Below are 21,907 nucleotides of genomic sequence, written 5' to 3'. Positions count from 1 at the left end.
TGCTGGGCGGAGCGACGGTCACGGTCTCGCCGGCGTCCGAACACCGCGAACCTCCTTCTTACGGCTGTCTGACGTCCGGCGGGGCTGGGCCTGCTGTCTCGCCCGTCGTTGTTGTTTCTTGGTCAACTTGGGACGAGGCCGCTGCGGACTGACCCGGATCCGGGCGGCGCTGGCCGCCCCGCCGGTGCTGGCCGTGCGCTCTCGAGGTGCGGTGAGCTCGCGGACCCACATCGACATGACGGCCGTGAGGGGCCGTTCATGGCTGATCCGCTGGGTGATGAAGCGTGTGAGGATGATCGTCGCGACGAGGGCCCACGCGGTCGAGAAGAACCCGAACCCGATGCCCATCTGGCGCTCGATCGTGAGTACGACGAGGAAGACGACGATCCCGACGCCCCACGCGACGTATCGCGCGCGCCAGGGAAAAGTCGCTTTGGGCGGACCGAGCCAGACGGCGTCGACCCGGTAGACCTCGTCGTCGGTGCGGACCCGCACGGATCAGCCTCCGACGAACAAGCCGGCGAGCCACTTGCCGATGTTCGCTCCCGCGTCTGTCGTGACCGCGAGACCGATGATGGCCAGTGCGACGATCACACCACCGAGGCGGCGCATGACGCCCGCGTTGTCGCCTTTGCCTCCGCCGAGCCAGAGCAGCAGGAGTGCGACCGTCAGCAGCAGCAGTGGAACGATGTTGCCCAGGATCCAGTCACGGACGTTGCTTGTGCCCGGCACCGTCGGCTGCTGCTGAGCGAGTGTCACCAGGTCCATGGCGGTCATTTCTTACTCCAGAGTGCGCTGGGGCTTGCGCTACGAGTAGAACACGAGTTCGTCACGACGTGTGGGGCTGTTGCTGCGGGCTGTAGATCATCTGGCCGTTCCCCCTGGGAGGAATTACGTCTAATCTGGCCGACACATCATCACTGAGGAGACGTCAGTGGGGAACACCGGGCTTGAGATTCTCTCCGTCGCCGCCAAGGTTCACCCGACTGCGAACGCCCTGGTCACCCACAGTGCGTGCGTCTTAAACATGCGCACGTGTACAACCATGTGAATGCCCTGACCGGCCGGTTCGCGACCTGTTTGACTGGCACCGCGGGCGTGGTCCGGAGCGACGACTCCGAGGAGATTCGCCCATGCTCGAACCTGACCTCGTGCCGGACGGAAGTGTGGACGGAATCACAGCCTCCCCTAGTGCTCCAGGCGTGGACGAGCCTACCGGGCAGAGCACGCAATCCCGGCGCCGGGTCCAACGGACGATCAACTTCGACAGGTCGGTGCTGGAGCGCGCGCGTGCGGCGGCGACCTACCTCGCCTCCTACGAACCCCAGGCCGGGGTGCGGTCGCTGGCGGACATCGTGAATCCCGCGGTGCTGGCCTACGTGACCGAGTTGGAGGATCTCTACAACGGCGGCGAGCCGTTCCGGCCGGTGCTGCGGATGCCTTCGGGGCGCCCGGCGAACCGGTGAAGCCCGGCGACCGCGAGGTCACCGGGCTTCGTCGAGGGTTCGGCTGCTCCTAGGAGGCGCCGGAGATCCGCCAGAACAGGCCGGTCGAGGCGTAGTCGGAGCCGACGGAGCCCTTGCCCCAGAAGTAGTCGTTGTAGTTGCCGAGCGCACCCGTCGAGGTGACGGGACCCATGCTCGCCCAGCGGACGGACGCGGGCTGGGTGTCGATGCTGGCCTGCGCCCACGCGTCGCGGACCTTCATCGGGTTGTTCCACCACAGGAACGGCGAGCGCCACATGTAGTGACCGAACTTGCCGCCGTGGTTGGCCGAGTTGTAGCTGACGGTCGTGAAGCTGTTGATCTGGTGCAGGCCGCGGAAGGCCTGGCCCCAGCGCTGCGCCCAGCTCTGGCCGCCGGTGCTGTCCTCGAGGACCAGGCAGGTGAACAGGCTCATCCACTCGACGTCGTTCTGACCCCAGCGCGCGTCGGTGTTCGCGAGCTTGTCGTCGGTGTGGTTGGAGCAGCCGGTGAAGTAGAAGCCGGTGCCGGAGCCGTGGCCCTGCCAGTAGGTGAGGTCGACGTCGTCGGCCCAGTTGGTGTCGTCACCGCCGGCGAACATCGGGTCCTTGAAGTCGCTCTCCCACGCGTTGCCGTCGAGCCAGCTGAAGTCGCGGGTGATGCCGTGGTTGCTCGCCTCGGTGTTGAACGTGCCGATGTTGGCGGCGGTGTTCGGCAGGCCGGAGCAGTTGCCGGTGCCCTCGCTGCCGACCTGGGTGCCGATCCCCTGGCTCTTCAACTGCTGCTCGGGCCTCGGCTCCTGGCCCGGTCCCGGCTGCGGCAGCTCGGCGCCGACCGCGGCGGGCAGGGTGATGGCCTGCGGTGCACCACCGTCGTCGTTGCGGCCGGCGCAGCGGAACGAGGGCTCGATCCTGTCGACCTCGTCCTCCAGCGGCGGGGCGACGTAGACGTAGCTCACCTCGGGCTTCACCGAGGCGCCCAGGTACTTCTGGCACAGCTCGGCGCCGTGGGCGAGGTCGTTCACCTTGACGGTGCCGGCCTTGTCGTAGGTGCGTGCGGCGTGGCTGACCGCCGTCACGCCCTGCGCGTCGAACGAGACGCGGATGTTCGCGCCCTCGCCCTCCAGCGGAAGGCCGTCGAGCTGGAACGTGTACGAGACACTCGTGTCGAGGTTCGCCTTGAGTGCGTTGCGCCCGTTGACGTCTGAGAGTTCGAACGTCGTGTACTGCGCGCTGGGCGTTGCGTTGCCCGGCAGCACACCCGCTGCCCTCAGGCCTTCCTGCGCGCGCTTGGCGGCCTCTTCGACGGGGATGGTCCTGATGCGCTTGATCGCCTCGGTGTCGAGCGCGGTCTGCGTGGTGGCGTTGCCGTCCTCGTCCGGCCTGCCCTGTCCTTTGTCGACGGTCGGCAGGTACTGGTAGCGCTGCTCGTCCGCGAAGGACACCGCGCCGGACTCGGATCTCTGGACGTCCTTGAGGCCGAACGCCCGTTGCAGCTTCTGCGCCTGCTCCTGGTCGAGACCGGAGCTCTTCACCCCGTAGACGGGTAACTCCGCGGTGTCCGCGGTCGCGACCCCGACGGCTCCAGCGGTGACGAGGCTGGACAGGGCCAGCACCACCGTCAGCTTGCGTTGCATGTGTCTTCCCTCCCTTGGGGACGGCCGGCTGCAGGGGCCGGCCGTCTGACAGGAGGATCTGGCGTCGTTCGCGGTGATACCGAGGGTGGCCAGTTCCGGCGGGCGCGCCACCCGAACGGCCGAAGTTCTGTAACACCCTTGGGGCAGTGTGGGATCTAGAGGCGGACAGTTGGGTACTTGATGCCTGCTCCGGTGTTCAGCACGACCACTTCGTCGTCCGCCGAGAGCCAGCCGTCCTCGCGCAACGCCCGGACCGCGCTGATCGTCGCGGCGCCTTCCGGGCACAGGAACACGCCTTCGAGCCGGGCGGTTTCGGCGCGGTCCGCCGCGATCTGCTCGTCGGTCACCGCTACCGCCGTGCCGTTGGTCTCCCTGAGGGCCCGCAGGATGATGAAGTCCCCCAGCGGTTTCGGCACGTTGATGCCGAACGCGCTGGTGTAGGCGGCGTCCCAGAAGGTCGATTCCGCCTTGCCCTCGTCGAACGCTTTCACGATCGGCGCGCACCCGGTGGACTGGACGGCGACGAGCCGGGGCAGGTCGCCGGAGATCCAGCCGAGCTCGCGCATCTCCAGCAGTGCCTTGTGAATCCCGATCAGGCCGACCCCGCCGCCGGTCGGGTAGACGATCACGTCGGGGACGCGCCAGCCGAGCTGCTCGACGATCTCGTAGCCCATCGTCTTCTTGCCCTCGATGCGGTACGGCTCGCGGAGCGTGGAGGCGTCGAAGAGGTCGACGTCCGCGATGGCCTTGCCGGCGTCGGCGATGGTGCCCGGCACGATCCGCAGTTCGGCGCCGCTCGCCTCGACCTCCTCGCGGGTGATCAGCGGGGCGTCCTCGGGCATCGCGATGACGCTGCGGATGCCGGCGCGGGCCGCGTACAGGGCCCAGGCCGCACCCGCGTTGCCGTTGGTCGGCATCTTGATGCCCTCGATGCCGAGTTCCTTCGCCCGCGCCACGCCGACGGCCGCTCCACGGGCCTTGAACGAGCCGGTCGGGACGAGCGACTCGTCCTTCATGAGCACGGTCGCGTCCAGTGCCCGGCTCAGCGCGGGCAACGGCACGAGCGGCGTCATGCCCTCGCCGAGGCTGAACGCCGGGTCCGGGTCGCGGACCGGGAGGACGTCGCGGTAGCGCCACAGCGAGTTCTCGGTCGTCGGGCGGGCCACGCGCGTGAGGTCGTAGCGGGCCAGCAGCGGCGAGGCGCACTCGCGGCAGAGGTTCTGGACCGCGTCGGCGTCGTGTTCGCGGCCGCAACGGGCACATTCCAGATGCGAGAGCATGACTTCATGCATACAGGCGGATGAGCCGGCATGTAAGCCGGATCCTGTTCATGGGACCAAGGTCCCAGTCGGCGGCCATCCATCTGGGCCTGCCGTTGCCGACAGGCTCTAGCGGCCTACCCGCGAGCATCGGGCGGGCAGCCCTCGAACGCTCGCGCAGCACCATCACTCGCGATCCGGTGCCCTCTTGGCCTTGCTCCGGGTGGGGTTTACCTAGCCGCCCCAGTCACCTGGGGCGCTGGTGGTCTCTTACACCACCGTTTCACCCTTACCGCGGCTTTCGCCGAGGCGGTCTGTTCTCTGTGGCACTGTCCCGAGGGTCACCCCTGGTTGCCGTTAACAACCACCCTGCCCTGTGGAGTCCGGACTTTCCTCGACAGTCTCCTGCCGCGGCCGCCCTGCCGACTCATCCGCTCTCCGAGGATATCCCAGCGACTGGAACCGGTTGTCCACCGGTGCGGACGTTGGTTGACTTCAGCCATGACACGACGTCGCCACGTCGACTACGGCCGCGTGGCAGCAAGCCTGTGTTGCCGCCTCTGAGTGCGTTCTTCGTAGCCGCGAACTCAGGGAGTGCCTTGTCATGTCCGATCTGCTGATCATCTCCGGTGCGCCGTCCCACTCCGCGCCTACCGGTGTCGTCGTGTCGTTCGTGGAGGAACAGCTGCGGGCCGCCGGGCACCGCGTGTCGTTGCTCGACGTGCGCTCCCTGCCCACGTTGTCGCTGCTCACCGAGGACCTGCGGGATCCGCAGATCGCCGCGGCCGTGAGCGGGGTGCTGGCCGCGGACGGCCTCGTGGTCGCCTCGCCGGTGTACCGCGCGGCGTACAGCGGGCTGGTGAAGGCGTTGCTCGACCTGCTGCCGAAGAAGGCGTTGCGCGGGCGGGCGGTGCTGCCGCTGGCGACGGGCGGCAGCCAGGGTTTCCTGGTCGCGATGGACTACGCCCTGCACCCGTTGCTCGCGGCCAAGGGCGCGGACCAGGTCGTGCGCGGCGAGTTCGTGCTGGACCGGAACGTCGGAACGCCCGGCGCGGCAGCGGCGCTGGAAGCCGCGACCGACCGGTTCACCACGGCGCTGACGCCGCGGCTGCGCAAGGTCAGCTGACACTTGCTCCTCCCTGGGACACTGCTCCGGGGAGGACCGATGAGACCGCTCCACATCGCGTTGGCCGTGGCGGCCGCAGCGCTGGCCGCGGGCGCGTTCCTGCTGTTCAGCAGCCAGGAGAAGACGGCCTCGACCCAGGTGAGGTCGACCACGGTGCCGTCCGGCTCACCCGGCGCGGGCTGGACCGAGGAGGAGATGCGCAACGCCCGCGGCCACGACATGACGGCCGGCCCGAGCATCGATGTCCTGGTGATCGGCGGTGCCGGCCTCGCCGCACTGACGATCCTGCTGGTGGCGCACCGTTCCTCGTCGCGCTGACCTCAGCCGAGGTGCGAGGTGTCGTTGACGAGCTTCACCGACGCGTGCCCGTCCGGGTAGAACTCGGCGATCGACACCCCGGTGAGGTCGAGGTGCATCCGGAACAGGAACTGCGGCCCCACGTCCAGCGCCTGCCGGAGCATCGTCTTGATCGGCGTCACGTGGCTGACCAGCACCAGCGTCTTGCCGCCGTACCGCGCGATGATGTCCGTGCGCGCCTTGCGAACCCGTGCGTGCACCTCGTCGAAGCTCTCGCCGTTCGGCGGCTTCACGGACGTGTCGCCCAGCCACCTGCGATGCACCTCGGGGTCCTGCTTGCTCGCCTCGGCGAACGTCAGCCCCTCCCACGTGCCGAAGTCCGTCTCGATGAGCCCCTGGTGCGTGACGACCTCGAGCCCGACCTTGTCCGCGAGTTTCTGGGCGGTCTGCTGCGCCCTCTGCAGCGGCGACGAGATGATGCCCGCGATGCCGTCCGTCTTGGACAGTCGTGCCGCGGCCTTCTCCGCCTGCTCCAGCCCGAGCTCCGTCAACGGGTGATCGCCCCGCCCCGAGTAGCGCCGGTCGACCGACAGCCTCGTCTGCCCGTGCCGCAGCAGGATCAGCCGCGTGGGCTCGCCCGCCGCGCCACTCCAGTGCGGCTGCTTCGCACCTTCGGCTGCTTGGGGCTCTTGCGGGCCTTGTGGCTGTTGGGGTTTGGCCTCGTCGTCCATGGCCTCGTTCGCGAGCCTGTCCGCCTGCCGGTTGCGCTCACGCGGGATCCACTCGTACACGACTTTCTGGAAGTCGCGCGCGACCTCCTGCGCCTCCCGCGCGAGCGGCTGCATCGAGGGGTGCTTGATCTTCCAGCGCCCGGACATCTGCTCGACGACGAGCTTGGAGTCCATCCGCACGTCGACGGTCTCGGCGTTCAGCTCCCTGGCCGCCCTGAGCCCGGCGATCAGCCCCTGGTACTCGGCCACGTTGTTGGTCGCGACGCCGATGAACCCCTTGCGCTCGGCCAGCGTCTCACCGCTGAGCTTGTCGCGCACGACCGCGCCGTACCCGGCCGGACCGGGGTTGCCCCGCGAGCCGCCATCAGCCTCGACGATCACCTTCACGGGCCGATCGTAGCCCCGCGTTCAGGTGCCTCCGGACGCCCTGTATTCTGTTCACATCAGTCTGGGTGGCGGAATGGCAGACGCGCTAGCTTGAGGTGCTAGTGCCCGAAAGGGCGTGGGGGTTCAAGTCCCCCCTCGGACACTGAAAATGATCAAGCAATGAGGTCGCCGATAAGGCGGCCTCTTTTGCTTTGTCGTACGTCCGCTCGATCCGAGTGCACTCGCTGACCTGCGCGGAGCGGACGATCCACAGTGGACGCGCACGCCTCCGCCCGGATGGCGCAGACTTGGCATCGGGCGAATAGTCGTTCAGGATGCCGCGCGTGCAGAGTGCGGCGAGGTTCGGCGACAGCGGTGAGATCTCCGGTGTCGCGTGGTCGATGCGCCGCGCGGATCGCGGAAACTCCTCTGGGGAAACGGTCCTCGCGGCCGCGCGACGGGGCGACGAGGACGCCTTCCGCGCCCTCTACCGGGACATCCAGCCGAAGCTGCTGCGGTACCTCCAGGTGCTGGTCGGAGCTGATGCCGAGGACGTGGCGTCCGACGCCTGGCTGCAGATCGCGCGGGACCTGGGATCGTTTCGCGGGGACCTCGACGGGTTCCGCGGGTGGGCGACCACGATCGCCCGCAACCGCGCGATGGACCACCTCCGCCGGCAGCAGCGCCGGCCGGTCGTGCACGGAACCGTCGAGGACGTCGCCGAGCCCGCTGGGCCGGAGGACACCGCTCAGGCGGCGCTGGACTCCGCGGCCACCGACGCCGCGCTGGCCCTGATCGCCGGGCTGCCGCGGGACCAGGCCGAGGCCGTGCTGTTGCGGGTGGTCGTCGGCCTGGACGCGAAGGCCGCGGCCAAGGTGCTCGGCAAGCGGGCCGGGGCTGTGCGCACCGCGGCGCACCGCGGTCTGCGCGCCTTGGCCGAGCACCTCGCCGCAACGCCCCCACCAGGGCCGACATCGTCGGAGTGACAAAAAATCGGGCCCTGACGCTGAAGGACATGAGATGAGCACCCACCGATCCCGTCGCATCGACCGGCGCACCGCGGAGCAGCTGCTGCGCACTGCGCCCGGTCAGCTGCCGGTCGCCGGACACGACCGGCTGAGCGACCTGCTCGCGGCGGCGGGTGCGCCTGCCCGCGACCAGGAGCTGGCCGGTGAGCAGGCCGCCATGGCGGCGTTCCGCGACGCTCGTCTCGCTCCCGCCCCTCAGCGATGGAGACCCCGGATGCTCAAGGCCGCACTGGCGAACCTGCTCGCTGTGAAGATCGCCGGTGTCGCGGCGCTGACCGCCGGCGGCATCGCGCTCGCCGCCGCGGCGGGCACGTTGCCCGGTCAGCAGCGGGAGGAACCCACCACGCCCGCCGGTACGACGACCGTCGTCAGCACGACGTCCGCCACCACCGCCGCGACGTCGAAGGGACCGGAGCAGAAGCCCGACAACAGCGCCTCTCCCTCGCCGTCGCTCAAGGGTCTGTGCCAGGCCTACACGGCGGGGGCGGGCTCGGAACACGGCAAGTCGCACGACAACCCGGCGTTCAGCGCCTTGATCACGGCCGCGGGCGGCGCCGAACGGGTGCCCGGCTTCTGCGCCGACCTGCTCGGCGAGAAGCCCGGCAAGTCCGACCACGCGCCCGGCAAACCCACCCGCTCGAACCGCTGACGCGCCACGACATGCGGGCGACCCGACTGCCCCCTCACCGGGTCGCCCGTTCCGGACGGGCGGCGGCCTGTGACCGACGCCGCCGCTCGTCCACCCCTTTTCCGCCGCCCAGAAGTGGAGGAAGGCCCGTGACCGACGCCTGTCCGCACGCTTTGTCCGCCGGCAGTTACCTCCTCGGCCTGCTCACCGCCGAAGAGACCCACGAGTTCCGGCAGCACTGCACGAGGTGCTCGCTCTGCCGGGAGGAGCTCGTGGACCTGATTCCCGGCGCCCTCTACCTCCAGGAGCTCAGGGCGGACGTCCTCGCGGCCGGGCGAGGCCCCTGCACGGACCGGCCCTTCCTCTCCACGGTCGTGGCACGGGAACCGAGGTGGATCGCCGGCTGCGGCACGGCCTGACCCGCAGCTGACGCGCCGGAAGTCGCGTCCGGGGTCGCACTGGTTGCCGCTCAGCTGGGGGAATCCCTTCGGCCGAAAGGCAGACCGCCATGCGTGCAGTTCGTTTCCACGAGTTCGGCGACCCGCACGTCCTCACCGTCGAGGACGCCTCCCGGCTCGGGGAGACCGGCGCCTACACCCCGCGGGTGCTGGCGGGTACCCGCTGGACAAGGCCAGCGACGCACACGCCCACGTCCAGGGCGGCCACGCCCGAGGCAAGGTCCTCCTCACCCTGTGACGCGCACGCCGCCGGCCTGTGCTCGGACACCGATCACACGGTGATGACGACCTTCGCGCGGGCGTGTTCGGTCTCCACGTAGCGGACGGCGTCGGGCACCTCGTCCAGGGAGTAGGTGCGGTCGACGACCGGCGTGAAGCCTCCCGACTCGGCTAGGTGCCGCAGCGCCGTGAGGATCTCCCGGTCGACCGTCGTGGTGAGCACCAGCAGCCGGTCCCGGACGAACGGGGCCAGCAGCTTCGCCCTGATCATCAGCCACATCGGCCCGACGAAGCTGCCGCCGCTGAACACTCCCCCGCCGGACAGCACGATCGTCCCGCCGGGCGTGAGCGCGCGCCGCAACGCGGTCAGCGAGTGGTTGCCGACCAGGTCGAGGACGAGGTCGTAGCGCGTGCCGTTCCTGGTGAAGTCGTCCTTCGTGTAGTCGATGACGTGGTCCGCGCCGAGCGACGACACCAGCTCGACGTTCCTCGTGCGGCACACGCCGGTCACCGTGGCGCCCATGGAGTTCGCGATCTGCACGGCGAACGTGCCCACGCCTCCGGACGCTCCGTTGACCAGGACGTGCTGTCCCGGCTGGAGGTTTCCGACGTCTCGCAGTCCCTTCAACGCGGTGTGCCCGGCCAGTGGTACCGCGGCGGCCTGCTCGAACGTCAGGGTGGCGGGCTTGGTCTCGACGAGGTCCTCGGACACGCACACGTACTCGGCGAACGCCCCGTCGGCGGCACCGAGGTCGCCGTACACCTCGTCACCGGGCCGGAAACGCCGCACGTCCCTGCCCACCGCCTCCACCCTGCCCGCGAAGTCGCGGCCGCGGATCTTCCTTTTGGGAGCGGTGACTCCGAGCCCGGTGAGCCTGGCCAGGTAGGGGTCTCCGCGCATCATGTGCCAGTCGTACGCGTTGACCGACGCCGCGTGCACCCGTACGAGCACCTCGTTGCCGGAGGCCGCCGGTGGCTCCACGTCGCGGAACTCCAGCACGTCCGGCGATCCGTACCGGTCCTGGACGACTGCCTTCATCGGGTCTCCTCGAGAGCGAGTCCGGCGCGAACCGGACGGGTCGGTGACGCCGGGCGGCGGATGATCCACTCCGCGACGGCGAGGTTGATGAGCCAGGCGGCGAGCATCAGCGCCGCGTTGCTGAGCCGGTCGGGCTCGCCGACGGCCACGTGCCACGCGGTCAGCGTCACCGCCTGGGTGGCGGCGCCGAGCCCGATCGCGAAACCGCGGATCATCCAGGCGCGGTGCCCGGCGACGTCCCGGCGGCGGATGGCGACGAATCCGAGGACGATGAACAGCGCCCATGCCGAGCCGAACACCAGCCGGATGCCGGTGAGCAGAGCGCCCACGTCAGCGGGTTTGGGGTAGAACACCGTCATCCACAGGCCGGACAGCGCACCGAAGAGTCCACAAAGGACCAAAAGTCTTCCTGCCGCCCGGTGCCATCCCCGTCTGCGGCGGCGGAAGCCGGGAGCGAACTGGAACGCACCCAGGAGGGAGTACACGCTGACGGTGATGGCGTGCAGCACCACGGGCACGGGTGAGGCGAAGAACCGCGCGTTGTCCGGTGTGATCTCCGCACCGCCCCCCAGCTCGGCCAGCCGGAGGGCTCCACCGAGCACCGGGATGACGCTGAACAGGATGATCGCGGCCGGGATGAGCTTGTCCAGCTTGGCGGAGGAGGTCATGCACCAGATCGTGGCTCGTGCGGCGGTGTCACCTCATCGGCACAAGGGCCGCGATCGTCCTGGCCGATGGTCCGACTCGCTCGTCGTACTTTCGGCTACTGACGCCGAAGTCCGCTCCGGACGCGCTTGGTCTCGTAGGCCCAGATCGCGATCTCGACGCGGTTCCTGGCACCGATCTTGGCCATCAGGCTGGCGATGTGGCTCTTGACCGTGCTGAGCGCGATGTGGAGGTCCTTGGCGATCTCACTGTTGGTGCGCCCGCCCGCGACGGCGGCGAGGACCTGCTCCTCCCGTTCGGTGAGCGGATCGATCGGCTGCCCGGCGCGGCCGGCGGGCCCGGTGTCCGCGAAGGCCTCGATCAACCGGGCGGTGACGCTGGGGGCGATCAGGGCGTCGCCAGAGGCCGCGGCGTGCACGGCCTGGGTGAGCAGGGCGGTGCCGGCGTCCTTGAGCAGGAACCCCCTGGCGCCCGCACGCAGCGCGGCGTAGACGTACTCGTCCAGGTCGAACGTGGTGATCACGACGACCGCGAGCGGGTCGGCGACGCCGGGCCCGGCGAGCAGGCGAGTGGCCTCGATGCCGTCGATCCCGGGCATGCGGATGTCGAAGAGGCACACGTCCGGCCGCAGCCGGCGGGCCAGTTCCACGGCCTGGGTCCCGTCCGGCGCCTGGCCGACGACCTCGACGTCCGGCTGGGCGTCGAGGATCATCGAGAGTCCTGTGCGGACGATCTCCTGGTCGTCCGCGACCACGACCCGGACGCTCATGCGGCCGACCCGGTGAGCGGCAGCACGGCGGTCACGGTCCAGCCGCGGCCGGGGTTCGGGCCCGCCTCGCAACGGCCGCCGAGCAGGCCGGCGCGTTCCGTCATGCCGATCAGCCCGTGTCCCTGCGCCGAGGTGCCGCGGAGGTGACCGGTGTCGCCGTCGTCGCTCACCCGAAGGCGGACGGACGAGTCGCCGACGGTGACCCGCACCTCGATGCGGGTGGCGTGCCGGGCGTGCCGCCGGGCGTTGGTGACCGATTCCTGGGTGAGCCGGTAGATCGCGGTTCCCACCGATTTCGGGAGGTCCTCGACGGCCCCGTCGATCCGCACGTCGACCTCAGGTCCTGGCCGGCCGGGGCTCGCGAGCCGTTCGATGTCGGCGACGGTCGGGCTGGGTGCCAGGTCCGCGGGCTCGTCGTGGCGCAGGGCTCGCACCATCGTGCGCATCTCGGTGAGCGCCCGGGAGGCCTCCGATTCGATCAGGCCGAGCGCCTCGATCGCCGCCTCCGGCCGTGACGCCGCCGTCGCGAGGCCCGCCTGGGCCCGGATCGCCATCGCCGACACGTGGTGCGCCACCGTGTCGTGCAGGTCCCGTGCCAGCCGTTCCCGTTCCAGCAGCTTGACCTGGTCGAGCTCGCGTGCCCGCGCCCGTGCCCGGTAGCGCACCGCGGCACCGAGAGCGCACGCCGTCCCAAGAACAGCGCTGCCGGCCACCGCCTCTCCCGCGCTGAGGAAGCCGAGCGCCGCGGACAGCCCGACCTTGCCGAGCATGATCGCCAGCCCGATCACCGCCTCACGCCCGGAACCCCACCGGAACAGCGAGAACGGGAAGAGCACCAGGTAGATCATCACGTTGAGGCCGGGCTCGCCCCAGAAGACCAGCGAGGCGACCGCGGTCACGCCGAACACGACACCGACCGCGAGCAGCGGCCTGCTCCGGCGCAGCAACAACAGCGGCAGCAGCCCCACGGCCAGGACCAGCGAGCCGACCCGCGCGCTCAGCTCCGGCCGCAGCACCGTCTCGAGCACCGCAACCGGCAGGAGCAGGGCGACCAGCGCCCAGTCCCACCACAGCCGCGCCGCCGCACGCACCGGCCGGGGCTCATCCCACACCGACCGCATAAGGGCGAACACGTCGTCATCGTACGAGAGCCGGCACCAGGACAGATCCGTCCGAAGTACTAGACCCCGGCCCGGTCGCCGGGCCGCCGAATCCGGTCGAGCGGGCTGCAACGCCGGAGAGTTCCAGCCCGCTTCCCCGTCACACCTCCGCCCGGGATCACCGCTTGGCGTAGTCGTCCATGCCCTGCCAGTCGACGATGACGCAGGCTTCGTCACCGACCGTCCACGCGTCATGACCCGGCGCGGCCATCATGAAGTCACCCGAGCCGATCTCGGCCTCCTCGCCGTCATCCATGACGATCTTCATCCGGCCGGACACGACGTAGCCCTTGTGGGCCACCTGGCAGCTGTCGGTGCCGGCTATGGGCTTCACGTGCTCGGCCCAGTGCCAGCCCGGCTCGAACACCGCGCGGCCGACGGTGCCGGCCTCGGAATTGATCAGGTCGAGATGGCCCGTGCTCTGCTCGAAGGGCCGGGACTCCTCGGGCTTGTTGAAACTCTTGACCAGCAGACCGGACATGACGTACCTCCTGTAATCGCCGATCAGCCAGCGGAACACGGCTGCGGCGACCGTGCTCGCCGCAGACGACCCGAACCACCGGGCCGAAATACCTGAACTCGGACGGTCAGGTATCGGGCACGCGTGGTGGCCACCCGCTGAGCCGGTCACGAGATCGGCGAGCAGACGTCGGTTCAGAGCTCTGGATCGCCGGTCGGCAGCTTGTCCAGCCATCCAGGAGCCAGGCGGAGCCGCGCCGCGCACGTCGACAGGTCTTCCGGGTAGTGCGGACCGAACCGGCGCCAGAAGTCGACGAACACCCACGGCGAGTCCAACTCGAACTCGTCCTCCGGGAAGGCCTTCACGCTGGCGGGTTCGACGTCGTCATCGCTGTCCTCCCCGACACGGAGGAGGTACGGGGCGACCTGCTCGACCGGACTGCCGGTGGCATCGGCGATCACCTCAGGCCGGCCTGCGTACTCGGCGCTGAGGCGGGCGACCTCGTCCGCGTCGTCGGTGAAGTAGTCCGGCATCGAGGCGAACCGGTCGAGCGTCACGCCGTCGCGCAGCAGCGAATGCGTCCAGTAGTCGCCGTCGTAGATGCGCGCCGTGCTGGCCAGGACGGACAAAGCACGGCTCATGTGTTCCGCGGCTGCCACTTCTGTGAAGTAGCTCGGCCAAAGGACGACGGTCCAGCCGTTCGTCGCCGGGAAGATCCGCACCTCGTCCGCGGTCGCAGGGTCCGCGTCCGCGACTGGCACAGCGGGCCAGGAGTGTGCCTCGGCGAAGCCACCGGCTGCGGCCAGTACGGCGGCCGTGTCCTCGGTCTTGAATGCGGAAGCCGCCACGAACTCGCCCATGTGAAGCTCCTCTGCGATCGGTTGTAGGTTCCGGACATGATCAAGGCTGCCCCGGACCTGCTGGAGATCGCGTCCGCCCTGCTGCCCGGCACACGCCTGGACGACGCCTTCACAGCCCCCGACGGCAACATCCACCGCGTGCTGCTGATCCCAGGTGTCGCCGCCGTCCGGGTCAGCAAGAGGCCGCTGGCCGCCGCCTCGATGCCCCGCAGCGTGGAGGTATTGCGGCGACTGGCTTCCGCCGGCCTGCCGTTCCAGGTGCCGGAGCCCCTCACGCCCGTGACCACGTTCGGCGATCAGGCCGCCGTCGCCGTGTCGTGGGTCGGAGGCGCCGCCCTGCCCTGGGGTGACGGCGATCCGTCACAAATCGCCGAGGTGCTCGCGGCCGTGCACTCGGTGCCGTTGACGGATTCCTTGCTGGAGGTCCTGGACGACCGGGCGCAGGGTCCGTCGTGGTCGTGGATCATCGCCGAGGAGATCCTTCCCCGTCTGCCCGCTCGCTGGCGGTCCGAGGGCCAGGCGCCTGGACGCCTGCCTGGCCCTCGAGCCCGTGCCCGATGCGTTGGTGCACGGCGATCTCAGCGGTTCGAACGTGCACTGGTCGGCGGACGGGAGGCTGCTCGGTGTCCTCGACTGGGACATGGCCATGCCCGCCGACCCCGCCATCGACGCGGCGCTGATGGCCTGGCACGGCTGGGACAACGTCCGTCGCGCCGTGCCTGCCGACGTCTACCGGCGCGCCCGAACCTGGGACGCGCTGTTCGGCGTCGAGCACCTGGTCGCCACCATGAACGGCCGCCCCATGACGAGCCCGGACGGCTTCATCTCCGCGATCGTGCCCTGGCTGGAGGCCAACGTCCCGATGAGCCGCTGACGCCCCGCGGCCGCAGGTTCACTCGGGCTGCGAGCAGACGAGAAGGCGCCCGTCGGATTCCCGGACCAGCGTCGAGGCGCCGTACGACGCCGCCCGGCTCAAGCGCCGACACCTGCTTCCGCACCAAGTGGTCGCCGTCGTGCGCCACCACGACCCAGGGTTCGACCGGGTGTCGTGAAGTCGGCCGGCGTCACGGAGTTGGTCACCGATGTTCCCCAGTTCTCAAGTGATTCAACCGCGTGCTCGGAGAATGCCTTCCACCGCTTCGAGGAGCGTGTCGCCGATCGGGCCTGGATCCGAGAGGCAGCCCGCCGCCATCGCGCCGTCGCGCAGCATCACGAAGTGCCTGCCGTCGCGCTCCGCGGGAGCGTCGCCGACGCGGGCGAGCAGGGCTGTGACGGTGTCGAGGAACCATTGGCGGTGCGCCAGAACCGCCTGGTGCACGGGATGTTCGGGATCGGCGTACTCCGCCGCGGCGTTGAGGAACGCGCAACCGCGGAACTCCTCCAGGCGGATGTGCGCGGCGATCCCCCTCGCGACGGAACGCACGGCGTCCGCGTCGTCCGCCGCCGCTGCCACGCCCGCCTCGACGTTGTGGCGGGTCGCCTTGTCGGCCTCGGCCAGGTAGGCGAGGACGAGGTCCTCCTTGCCGGCGAAGTGGCGGTACATCGTCGCGCGGGTCACCTTCGCCTCGGCGAGGATGCGGTCGACCCCGACGGAGTGCAGTCCCTCCGAGTAGAACAGCCGGCTGGCCGTTCCCAGCAGGCGGTTCCTGGCGTCGGACACGGTGCGGGTCACCCTTCCGACGCTAGCAGAGAGAACGTTCGGTCTTGACAGGTGCGCGGACGGGCTGACAGTGTCGAAGTAGAAAGAACGTTCTCCCTATCTCAAGGACACCCTCGTGAGCATTGACGCAGCGTCCCGCAGGTCTCGCCCCCGCCCTCCGCACGCTTTACCTCGTCCGCTTCGGGTTCGCGGTCGTGTGGGCGGTGCTGCTGTTCCTCACCGCGACGGAGATCGGGCCGGTCAGCGGCACGTTGCTGGTGCTCTACCCGCTCTTCGACGTGGCCGCGATCGTGGTCGACAGCCGGACCTCGCGCGGCGGAGCTTCTCTCGCGCTCTACGCCAACATCGCCGTCAGCACGCTTGCGGCGGCCGGACTGGCGTTCGCTGTCACGTCCGGGATTCCGGCGGTTCTGCTGGTGTGGGGGGCTTGGGCCGCGGTGTCCGGGGTGGCTCAGCTGGCCGTTGGGGTGGTGCGGCGGAGCCTCGGCGGGCAGTGGCCGATGATTCTCAGCGGCGGTATTTCCACCCTCGCCGGCACGTCGTTCATCCTGCAGGCCGGGGCGGGAGGGGAGACGTTGAGCAACCTCGCCGGGTATGCGGCGATCGGCGGCGTCTTCTTCTTGGTGTCGGCGTTGCGGCTGCGCCGCGGCGCCGAATGAGAATGGTGGGTCGGGGTCAAGGACCCGACCCACCATTCACATGTATGGAGGCGACATCACCGATCACATATCGGCGAAACACCCACTAGCAGTCGTCAGGTGGAGGACCGACCTGACGACTGTAGTGCTCATCAGGGTCTTCTAGCTTCTCAAGTTCCAACTCTGGAACTTGCCATTAACTGCGAATATCTTCGACCGGCCTCTGTGCACCATTCTGTGGTGCTCAGTCTTGTTGGATCAGCCTGCTCGGGCGGAACGTGTGCGGGTCAGCCGGATATCGTGACCAGAGCAGGTCCGAGCGCACCTCACCGGACAGCGTCGCGACGAGGAACTCCGCGCATCCCATCTCGAAGTGCTCCCACTCCTCGCCACGCGCCTCGTTGACCAGAACCGTCCACTGGTCAGGGGTGCTGTCCGGCCGTGCCAGCCAGTAGAGGTACTCGCCGTTGTCGGTTGAACCCCACGCGATCGCTCGCACGCCCGGCGTGTCGAGTAGTGCAGGTTTCGCCTCTCCCATGTTCCAGAGATACTCGAGCGCGTCCTCCCGCTCCTCCGCTATCTCGGCAAGGTCGTAGACGCTGTCAGACGCGGGCTCCAACAGCCACAAGTACTCGTCGAACTGACCGCCTCCGTAGCGCTCGATCAGTTGGACGTAGTCGGTGGGCAGGGCCGTCCGCAGTGCGCGGGCGGCCTCCTCCCAGTCCACCGCTGTCCCGGCCGGTGCCGGCGGCGGGACGATCTCCGTCAGGCGATCGGCTGCGTTGTCCATGATCCTCTACCGTTTGTACTTCGGGATGTTACGAACGCTCAGCTGCAGGCTGAAGCCGCCGGCGCCGACGGCTACAAGTACCTGATCATGGCGGACGGCAACGTCCACCGGCACCGCTGGATCGAAGGCATCGGCTGGGACAAGGGCGGCGTCAGCAAGCAGATCGCGAGCGGCTGGACCGGCTGGACCGACCCCCGGTACATCAACCGGATCACGGTCGACACCAACAACCACTTCTACGCCGCGCTCGCCAACGGCCAGCTCGAGCACAGCATCTACAACGAGCTCGCCGAGACCTGGACCCAGGCGGTCATCGACGACGGCTGGGGCAAGTATGACCAGGTCTTCGCCGGTGGTGACGGCGTGCTCTACGCCCGTGACCCGAACATCGGCGACGGCACGCTGTTCCGCTTCCACTACGACTACAAGAACAAGCGGTGGATCGAGTACGGGCGCAACCTGGGCACCGGTTGGAACGGCTACCAGCAGATCCTCTCGGCCGGCGGCGACGTGATCATCGGGCGCAGCGGTCCCGACGTCTTCTGGTACCGCTACGACAACGCCGCGAAGACCTGGGCGAACGGCGCGGAGAACTCGTGGAAGGAGTACATCGCTTGGTGGCACGACCTCCAGCAGCTGATGGTCGACGTGGACTCCTGCAAGCTCAAGAACCCCGACAGGATCACACCTCCGCAGACGCCCGCCCCGGCGGTCGACAAGGCTGAGATGATCTACAACGCGCAGAAGTCGCGGTTCGAGATCGCCTACGCCGACGAGAACGGCACGGTGCACCACGCTTACCAGACGATCCCCGACGGCGAGCACCTCACGTTCAACCCCCTGTCCAGCACCGGTTACACCGGCCGCGCGACCCTTGCCCAGCGCGAGGACAACAAGGTTGTCGTCATGGCGCGGGGCACCAACGCCCAGGTGACCTCGTTCACCGAACCGCCCGCGGCCAACCCGAACGTGTGGTCGACAAAGGCGCTCAACGGCGCACTCAACACGTCGCCGATCTTGGTGCGCGGCAACAACAAGCTGCTCACCGCGTTCGCCGTCGACGGCAACAACAAGTTGTGGTACTCCGAGCAGTTCGGGATCAACGGTGAGTTCAAGCCGTGGCTTCAGGCCACCCCACTCAACGCCTACAACATGACCGGCGAGATGACGATCGTTCCGTCCGGTGACGGCTTCGAGATCGCCTACACCAGCGTCACCAACGTGGTCGCGGTCAAGAAGTTCGTCAACGGTGTACTGAGCCCGGCCCGGGTGGCCTCCGGCATCACCGCCGCCGGTGCTCCCGCCGCCGTCGTCTTCTCCGACGGCAAGGTGCAGTTGGTGGTCCGCGCCACCAACAACAAGCTCTACACACAGAAGGAAGGCGCGTCGGGCTTCACGGGCTGGGCCGACATCAGCGGTGCGCTCCAGTTCACCGGCACCCCTGAGGCTGTGTTGAACAAGTTCAACATCGTCGAGGTCGCCGCCCGCACCACCAACGGCCAGATCCACCGAGGTGGCCAGACGGCGCCGGGCTCCACGACCTGGCAGATGTGGGCCTACCAGGGGTGGGAGTCACCGTTCGACGTGACGTTCGCGGCGAGCACGACCGGCGAGCAGCGGATCTTCGGCAACACCGGTGACGGTCAGTTCGTCCTGATCGACGCAGACCCGTACTCCTCCGACACGAGCTTCGCCATGTCCGCGGACGCGGCGACCTCGATGGAGAAGTCGAGGAGGACGGCCCCCGCCAAGGCGACCAAGCAACAACTGCCCAAGTAGTGCCGAACTGAAAGGGGCTGCCCGCCTGGGCAGCCCCTTTTTCGTGCTCTTGAGCTTCAGGCCTTGGGCTCCCCGATGCGGACCAGGATCGTGCCGCACTCCTCGCAGCGCACGATCTCGTCCGGCGCCGCTTCCTTCAGCTTCGACACCGCGCCGCTGTCCAGCTCGATCCGGCACGCCCCGCACCGGCGCGACTGGAACGGCGCGGCGCCGATGCCGCGCTGCTCGCGCTGGCGGTCGTAGAGCTTCAGCAGGTCGTCCGGGATGCCCTTGGCCATCGTCGAACGGTCGGCGGTGCGGCGGGTCTCGGTCGCCTCCAGGTCGGCGAGGGCCTGGTCGCGGCGGCCCGCGGCGTCTGTCAGGGTCGCGCGGGCCTTGTCCAGTTCCACGCGGGCGAAGGAGGCGTCGGCGTCGACGGCCTCGCGGCGCTCCATCAGCTCCAGCAGGTCGTCCTCGAGGATGCCCTGGCGGCGCTGGATGGTGGCCAGCTCGTGTTCGAGGTCGGTGAGCTGCTTGGCGCCGACCGAACCTGACTGCAACAGCTTGCGGTCGCGCTCACCACGGGCGCGGACCTGGTCGATCTCGGTCTCCTGGCGCTTCACGTCGCGGTCGAGGTCGGTGAGCGCCGTCTCGACGGCCACCAGCGCGTCCTGCTTGGCGCGCACCTGCTGCTCGGCCTCCGCGATCTCCGCGATCTCGGGCAGCGTGCGGCGGCGGTGGGTGACACGCGCCAGTTCGGCGTCGACCGCGGCCAGGTCGAGCAGCCTTCGCTGCACTGCGGGATCGGCTTTCACGCAAGTCCTCCTACTGCTGTGCTCGTCGCACCGACGGTCCACGGGTCGGTCCGGCGGGTGGAGACGAGTACGTCGACCCTACCGCCGAAGGCAGCCCGCAGGATCTCCGCCGCCTGCTCGCACCACGGCCACTCGCTGGCCCAGTGCGCGACGTCGACCAACGCGGGCCCGCCCGACTCGATGTGCTCGCTCGCGGGGTGGTGGCGCAGGTCCGCCGTCACGTAGGCGTCGACGCCCGCGCGCTTGACCGCGTCCAGGAAGCTGTCGCCCGCCCCGCCGCACACCGCGACCCGCCTGATCAGGCCTTCCGGATCTCCCGCGGCCCGCACGCCCTGCACGGTGGCGGGCAGCGCGGCGGCCACCCGCTGGGCGAACGCCCTGAGCGGCTCGGGCTGCGCGAGCTCGCCGATGCGGCCGAGGCCCGTGTCCTCCGTCAGCGCGGCCTCGAGCGGACCGGTGACCGTCAGCCCGATGGCCTTCGCGAGCGCGTCCGAGACACCTGGCAACGCCGAATCGGCGTTGGTGTGCGCGCAGTACAGGGCGGCGCCGTTGCGGATCAGCTTGTGCACCAACGCCCCCTTGGGGTCGTCGGCCGGAACACCGTTGACGCCCTTGAGGAGCAGCGGGTGGTGCGCGAGCACGAGCTGTGCGCCCCGTTCGACCGCCTCGTCCACAGTGGACGACGTCGGGTCGACGCAGACCAGGACCCTGGTGACCTCCTCCTGCGGATCACCGCAGACCAGGCCGACCGCGTCCCACTTCTCGGCGGTCTTCGGCGGATACGCGGACTCCAGGACCGCGATCACGTCGGCGAGCTTCACGCCAGTTCCTCCATCACGACGCGCAACGCGTCCACGAACACCGCGAACTCCTCCGGCGGCCGGATCGCCACGCGCAGGTACGTGTCATCGAGCCCCGGGAACGTGTCGCAACGGCGCACCGCGATCCCCTTGTCCCGCAACGCCCGCCGCGCGCCCCTGGGTGCCCTGATCAGCAGGAACGGCCCCTTCGGCGCAACGACGACGAGGTCTTGGAGCTGCTCCAACGCGTGCGCCGCGTACTGCTGGGCCTCCAGCGCGAACCGCGCGGACTGCTCCAGCGCCTCCGGTTCGCAGCACGCCGTGATCGCTTCCAGTGTGAGGCTGCCCACCGGCCAGTGCGGACGGCCGTGCGCGAGCCTTGCGAGGGTCTCCGGGTCACCGAGGAAGTAGCCGGCGCGCAGGCCCGCGAGACCCCAGGTCTTGGTCAGGCTGCGCAGCACCAGCACGCCGGGGTCGTGCGCGAGCGACTCGGGCTCGCCGGGGACGGCGTCCATGAACGCCTCGTCGACGACCACCCGGCCGGGCAACGCCTTGAGCGCGGCGGCCTCGTGCAGCACGGACGTCGGGTTCGTGGGGTTGCCGATGACGGTGAGGTCGGCGTCCGAGGTCACGTCGCGAAGGCGGAAGTCGCCGTCGAGCAGCACGTGGTCGACCGGAATTCCGGCATCGCGAAAGGCCACCTCGGGTTCGGTGAACCCGGGGTGGACGATCGCGGCACGGCGCGGCGCGAGCTTCGGCAGCAGCGCGAAGCCCTCAGCGGCACCGTTGAGCAGCAGAACCTCGTCCGGAGAGCGCCCGTGCCGGCGTGCGACGGCCTCACGAGCACGTTCTTCGGCGAGTTTCGAGGGGTAACGCCCGAGGTCGCCGAGCGCCGCGGCCAGCCGTTCGCGCAGCCAATCGGGCGGGTGCGGCACCCGCACGTTGACGGCGAAGTCGGCGAGGCCTGGTGCGGCGTCGACGTCACCGTGGTGGCGCAGATCTGGGCTGGTCATCGCCGGAATTCTAGGCGACCGGCTCAGACGGGCGCGTCACTGCATGTAGCGGCGGAGCTCGGTGAGGTGGCTGATCAGCTCGTCCAGCTGGAACGCGTCGAGCTGCGCGGACTCACCGGGCGGGGTGCGGAAGCAGACGCGACCCTTCTCGTTGAGGTACACCTCGAACGCACGACGGCGCCCGAGGGCGTCGGTGCACCCGATGATCTCCCGTTGCGGGGGCACGTCGGTACCTGTCTGCATGGGCGGCCTCCATGTCGTTTGTCCG

The 21,907-nt window shown here is 69.3% G+C and carries 26 protein-coding genes, 1 tRNA gene, 1 other RNA gene and 1 pseudogene; 11 read left to right on the top strand and 18 right to left on the bottom strand.

Annotation, left to right across the window (positions count from 1 at the left end; genetic code table 11):
• Positions 1–18: 18 nt before the first annotated feature.
• Positions 19–495 carry a hypothetical protein gene (locus AB0M48_RS15265; protein WP_319989328.1) on the bottom strand — a complete coding sequence of 159 codons (477 nt, stop codon included), beginning with the start codon at positions 493–495 and terminating at the stop codon, positions 19–21.
• Positions 496–498: 3 nt separating this feature from the next.
• Positions 499–777 (bottom strand): hypothetical protein, encoded by a 279-nt coding sequence (locus AB0M48_RS15260; RefSeq protein WP_053739245.1) that lies wholly within the window; start codon positions 775–777, stop codon positions 499–501.
• Between the two features lie 425 nt (positions 778–1,202).
• Here AB0M48_RS15260 and AB0M48_RS15255 point away from each other — a divergent pair, with 425 nt between their 5' ends.
• Positions 1,203–1,466, top strand: coding sequence for a hypothetical protein (locus tag AB0M48_RS15255; RefSeq protein ID WP_363841254.1), 264 nt, complete (start codon positions 1,203–1,205; stop codon positions 1,464–1,466).
• Positions 1,467–1,515: 49 nt separating this feature from the next.
• Here AB0M48_RS15255 and AB0M48_RS15250 read toward each other — a convergent pair whose 3' ends face one another.
• The 3 genes from AB0M48_RS15250 to rnpB form a co-directional block, all read right to left on the bottom strand.
• Positions 1,516–3,099, bottom strand: coding sequence for a DUF6345 domain-containing protein (locus tag AB0M48_RS15250; RefSeq protein WP_363841251.1), 1,584 nt, complete (start codon positions 3,097–3,099; stop codon positions 1,516–1,518).
• 155 nt (positions 3,100–3,254) lie between these two features.
• Positions 3,255–4,379 carry a threonine synthase gene (locus tag AB0M48_RS15245; RefSeq protein WP_363841248.1) on the bottom strand — a complete coding sequence of 375 codons (1,125 nt, stop codon included), beginning with the start codon at positions 4,377–4,379 and terminating at the stop codon, positions 3,255–3,257.
• Between the two features lie 17 nt (positions 4,380–4,396).
• Positions 4,397–4,788: RNase P RNA component class A (gene rnpB, locus AB0M48_RS15240), an RNA gene on the bottom strand.
• Positions 4,789–4,962: 174 nt separating this feature from the next.
• Here rnpB and AB0M48_RS15235 point away from each other — a divergent pair.
• Positions 4,963–5,484, top strand: coding sequence for an NAD(P)H-dependent oxidoreductase (locus tag AB0M48_RS15235; RefSeq protein ID WP_363841245.1), 522 nt, complete (start codon positions 4,963–4,965; stop codon positions 5,482–5,484).
• 39 nt (positions 5,485–5,523) lie between these two features.
• Positions 5,524–5,802, top strand: a complete 279-nt coding sequence (locus tag AB0M48_RS15230) for a hypothetical protein (RefSeq protein ID WP_363841242.1) — start codon at positions 5,524–5,526, stop codon at positions 5,800–5,802.
• Between the two features lie 2 nt (positions 5,803–5,804).
• On the opposite strand, the gene AB0M48_RS15225 is transcribed toward AB0M48_RS15230, so the two are convergent.
• Positions 5,805–6,893: a bifunctional RNase H/acid phosphatase gene (locus AB0M48_RS15225; protein WP_363841344.1), complete on the bottom strand. Its 1,089-nt coding sequence runs from the start codon at positions 6,891–6,893 to the stop codon at positions 5,805–5,807.
• A gap of 65 nt (positions 6,894–6,958) precedes the next feature.
• Between AB0M48_RS15225 and AB0M48_RS15220 the strand changes: the two genes are divergently transcribed.
• From AB0M48_RS15220 to AB0M48_RS15200, 5 genes and pseudogenes are all read left to right on the top strand, one after another.
• A tRNA-Leu gene (locus AB0M48_RS15220) sits at positions 6,959–7,041 on the top strand.
• Between the two features lie 181 nt (positions 7,042–7,222).
• Positions 7,223–7,864: an RNA polymerase sigma factor gene (locus AB0M48_RS15215; protein ID WP_363841239.1), complete on the top strand. Its 642-nt coding sequence runs from the start codon at positions 7,223–7,225 to the stop codon at positions 7,862–7,864.
• Positions 7,865–7,898: 34 nt separating this feature from the next.
• A complete protein-coding gene (locus tag AB0M48_RS15210; RefSeq protein WP_363841236.1) occupies positions 7,899–8,555 on the top strand; it encodes a hypothetical protein in 657 nt (218 codons plus the stop codon).
• Between the two features lie 128 nt (positions 8,556–8,683).
• A complete protein-coding gene (locus AB0M48_RS15205) occupies positions 8,684–8,953 on the top strand; it encodes a hypothetical protein (protein ID WP_363841233.1) in 270 nt (89 codons plus the stop codon).
• A gap of 146 nt (positions 8,954–9,099) precedes the next feature.
• Positions 9,100–9,230: pseudogene (locus tag AB0M48_RS15200) on the top strand (zinc-binding dehydrogenase); the annotation flags it as partial.
• 33 nt (positions 9,231–9,263) lie between these two features.
• On the opposite strand, the gene AB0M48_RS15195 reads toward AB0M48_RS15200, so the two are convergent.
• The 6 genes from AB0M48_RS15195 to AB0M48_RS15170 all read right to left on the bottom strand — a co-directional run bounded on the left by AB0M48_RS15195 (position 9,264) and on the right by AB0M48_RS15170 (position 14,165).
• Positions 9,264–10,250, bottom strand: a complete 987-nt coding sequence (locus AB0M48_RS15195) for an NAD(P)-dependent alcohol dehydrogenase (protein ID WP_363841230.1) — start codon at positions 10,248–10,250, stop codon at positions 9,264–9,266.
• Positions 10,247–10,918, bottom strand: a complete 672-nt coding sequence (locus tag AB0M48_RS15190) for a DUF2306 domain-containing protein (protein ID WP_363841227.1) — start codon at positions 10,916–10,918, stop codon at positions 10,247–10,249. Before AB0M48_RS15190 ends, AB0M48_RS15195 begins: the two co-directional genes overlap by 4 nt.
• A gap of 95 nt (positions 10,919–11,013) precedes the next feature.
• Positions 11,014–11,685: a response regulator transcription factor gene (locus AB0M48_RS15185; RefSeq protein WP_363841224.1), complete on the bottom strand. Its 672-nt coding sequence runs from the start codon at positions 11,683–11,685 to the stop codon at positions 11,014–11,016.
• Positions 11,682–12,818: a sensor histidine kinase gene (locus AB0M48_RS15180; RefSeq protein WP_363841221.1), complete on the bottom strand. Its 1,137-nt coding sequence runs from the start codon at positions 12,816–12,818 to the stop codon at positions 11,682–11,684. The genes AB0M48_RS15185 and AB0M48_RS15180 overlap by 4 nt, the downstream gene beginning before the upstream one ends.
• Positions 12,819–12,963: 145 nt before the next feature.
• Entirely contained in the window at positions 12,964–13,326 is a 363-nt protein-coding gene (locus AB0M48_RS15175; protein ID WP_363841218.1) for a cupin domain-containing protein, read from the bottom strand.
• Between the two features lie 173 nt (positions 13,327–13,499).
• Entirely contained in the window at positions 13,500–14,165 is a 666-nt protein-coding gene (locus tag AB0M48_RS15170; RefSeq protein ID WP_363841215.1) for a hypothetical protein, read from the bottom strand.
• Positions 14,166–14,715: 550 nt separating this feature from the next.
• On the opposite strand from AB0M48_RS15170, the gene AB0M48_RS15165 reads away from it, so the two are divergent.
• Positions 14,716–15,039: an aminoglycoside phosphotransferase family protein gene (locus AB0M48_RS15165; protein ID WP_363841212.1), complete on the top strand. Its 324-nt coding sequence runs from the start codon at positions 14,716–14,718 to the stop codon at positions 15,037–15,039.
• A gap of 231 nt (positions 15,040–15,270) precedes the next feature.
• Here AB0M48_RS15165 and AB0M48_RS15160 read toward each other — a convergent pair whose 3' ends face one another.
• Positions 15,271–15,825: a TetR/AcrR family transcriptional regulator gene (locus AB0M48_RS15160; protein ID WP_363841341.1), complete on the bottom strand. Its 555-nt coding sequence runs from the start codon at positions 15,823–15,825 to the stop codon at positions 15,271–15,273.
• Between the two features lie 122 nt (positions 15,826–15,947).
• On the opposite strand from AB0M48_RS15160, the gene AB0M48_RS15155 reads away from it, so the two are divergent.
• Positions 15,948–16,484: a hypothetical protein gene (locus tag AB0M48_RS15155; RefSeq protein WP_363841209.1), complete on the top strand. Its 537-nt coding sequence runs from the start codon at positions 15,948–15,950 to the stop codon at positions 16,482–16,484.
• A gap of 223 nt (positions 16,485–16,707) precedes the next feature.
• Here AB0M48_RS15155 and AB0M48_RS15150 read toward each other — a convergent pair whose 3' ends face one another.
• Entirely contained in the window at positions 16,708–17,253 is a 546-nt protein-coding gene (locus AB0M48_RS15150; RefSeq protein WP_363841206.1) for an SMI1/KNR4 family protein, read from the bottom strand.
• Between AB0M48_RS15150 and AB0M48_RS15145 the strand changes: the two genes are divergently transcribed.
• Positions 17,236–19,032, top strand: coding sequence for a tachylectin-related carbohydrate-binding protein (locus AB0M48_RS15145; protein WP_363841338.1), 1,797 nt, complete (start codon positions 17,236–17,238; stop codon positions 19,030–19,032). The genes AB0M48_RS15150 and AB0M48_RS15145 overlap by 18 nt on opposite strands.
• Before the next feature lie 56 nt (positions 19,033–19,088).
• Here AB0M48_RS15145 and AB0M48_RS15140 read toward each other — a convergent pair whose 3' ends face one another.
• The 4 genes from AB0M48_RS15140 to AB0M48_RS15125 are packed head-to-tail and all read right to left on the bottom strand — an operon-like array spanning position 19,089 to position 21,882.
• The gene (locus AB0M48_RS15140; protein ID WP_363841203.1) at positions 19,089–19,826 is read right to left on the bottom strand and encodes a C4-type zinc ribbon domain-containing protein; all 738 of its coding nucleotides are present in this window, start codon (positions 19,824–19,826) and stop codon (positions 19,089–19,091) included.
• Positions 19,823–20,647, bottom strand: a complete 825-nt coding sequence (locus tag AB0M48_RS15135; RefSeq protein WP_363841200.1) for a Nif3-like dinuclear metal center hexameric protein — start codon at positions 20,645–20,647, stop codon at positions 19,823–19,825. The genes AB0M48_RS15140 and AB0M48_RS15135 overlap by 4 nt, the downstream gene beginning before the upstream one ends.
• Positions 20,644–21,639: an Rv2231c family pyridoxal phosphate-dependent protein CobC gene (cobC, locus tag AB0M48_RS15130; protein WP_363841196.1), complete on the bottom strand. Its 996-nt coding sequence runs from the start codon at positions 21,637–21,639 to the stop codon at positions 20,644–20,646. Before cobC ends, AB0M48_RS15135 begins: the two co-directional genes overlap by 4 nt.
• Before the next feature lie 36 nt (positions 21,640–21,675).
• Positions 21,676–21,882 (bottom strand): hypothetical protein, encoded by a 207-nt coding sequence (locus tag AB0M48_RS15125; protein ID WP_030472678.1) that lies wholly within the window; start codon positions 21,880–21,882, stop codon positions 21,676–21,678.
• Positions 21,883–21,907: the final 25 nt, after the last annotated feature.

The organism is Lentzea sp. NPDC051208 (assembly GCF_040682435.1).
Taxonomy (GTDB): domain Bacteria; phylum Actinomycetota; class Actinomycetes; order Mycobacteriales; family Pseudonocardiaceae; genus Lentzea; species Lentzea kristufekii.
Note: the sequence above shows the minus strand (reverse complement) of the source record. Positions and strands in the feature narration are given on the sequence as shown.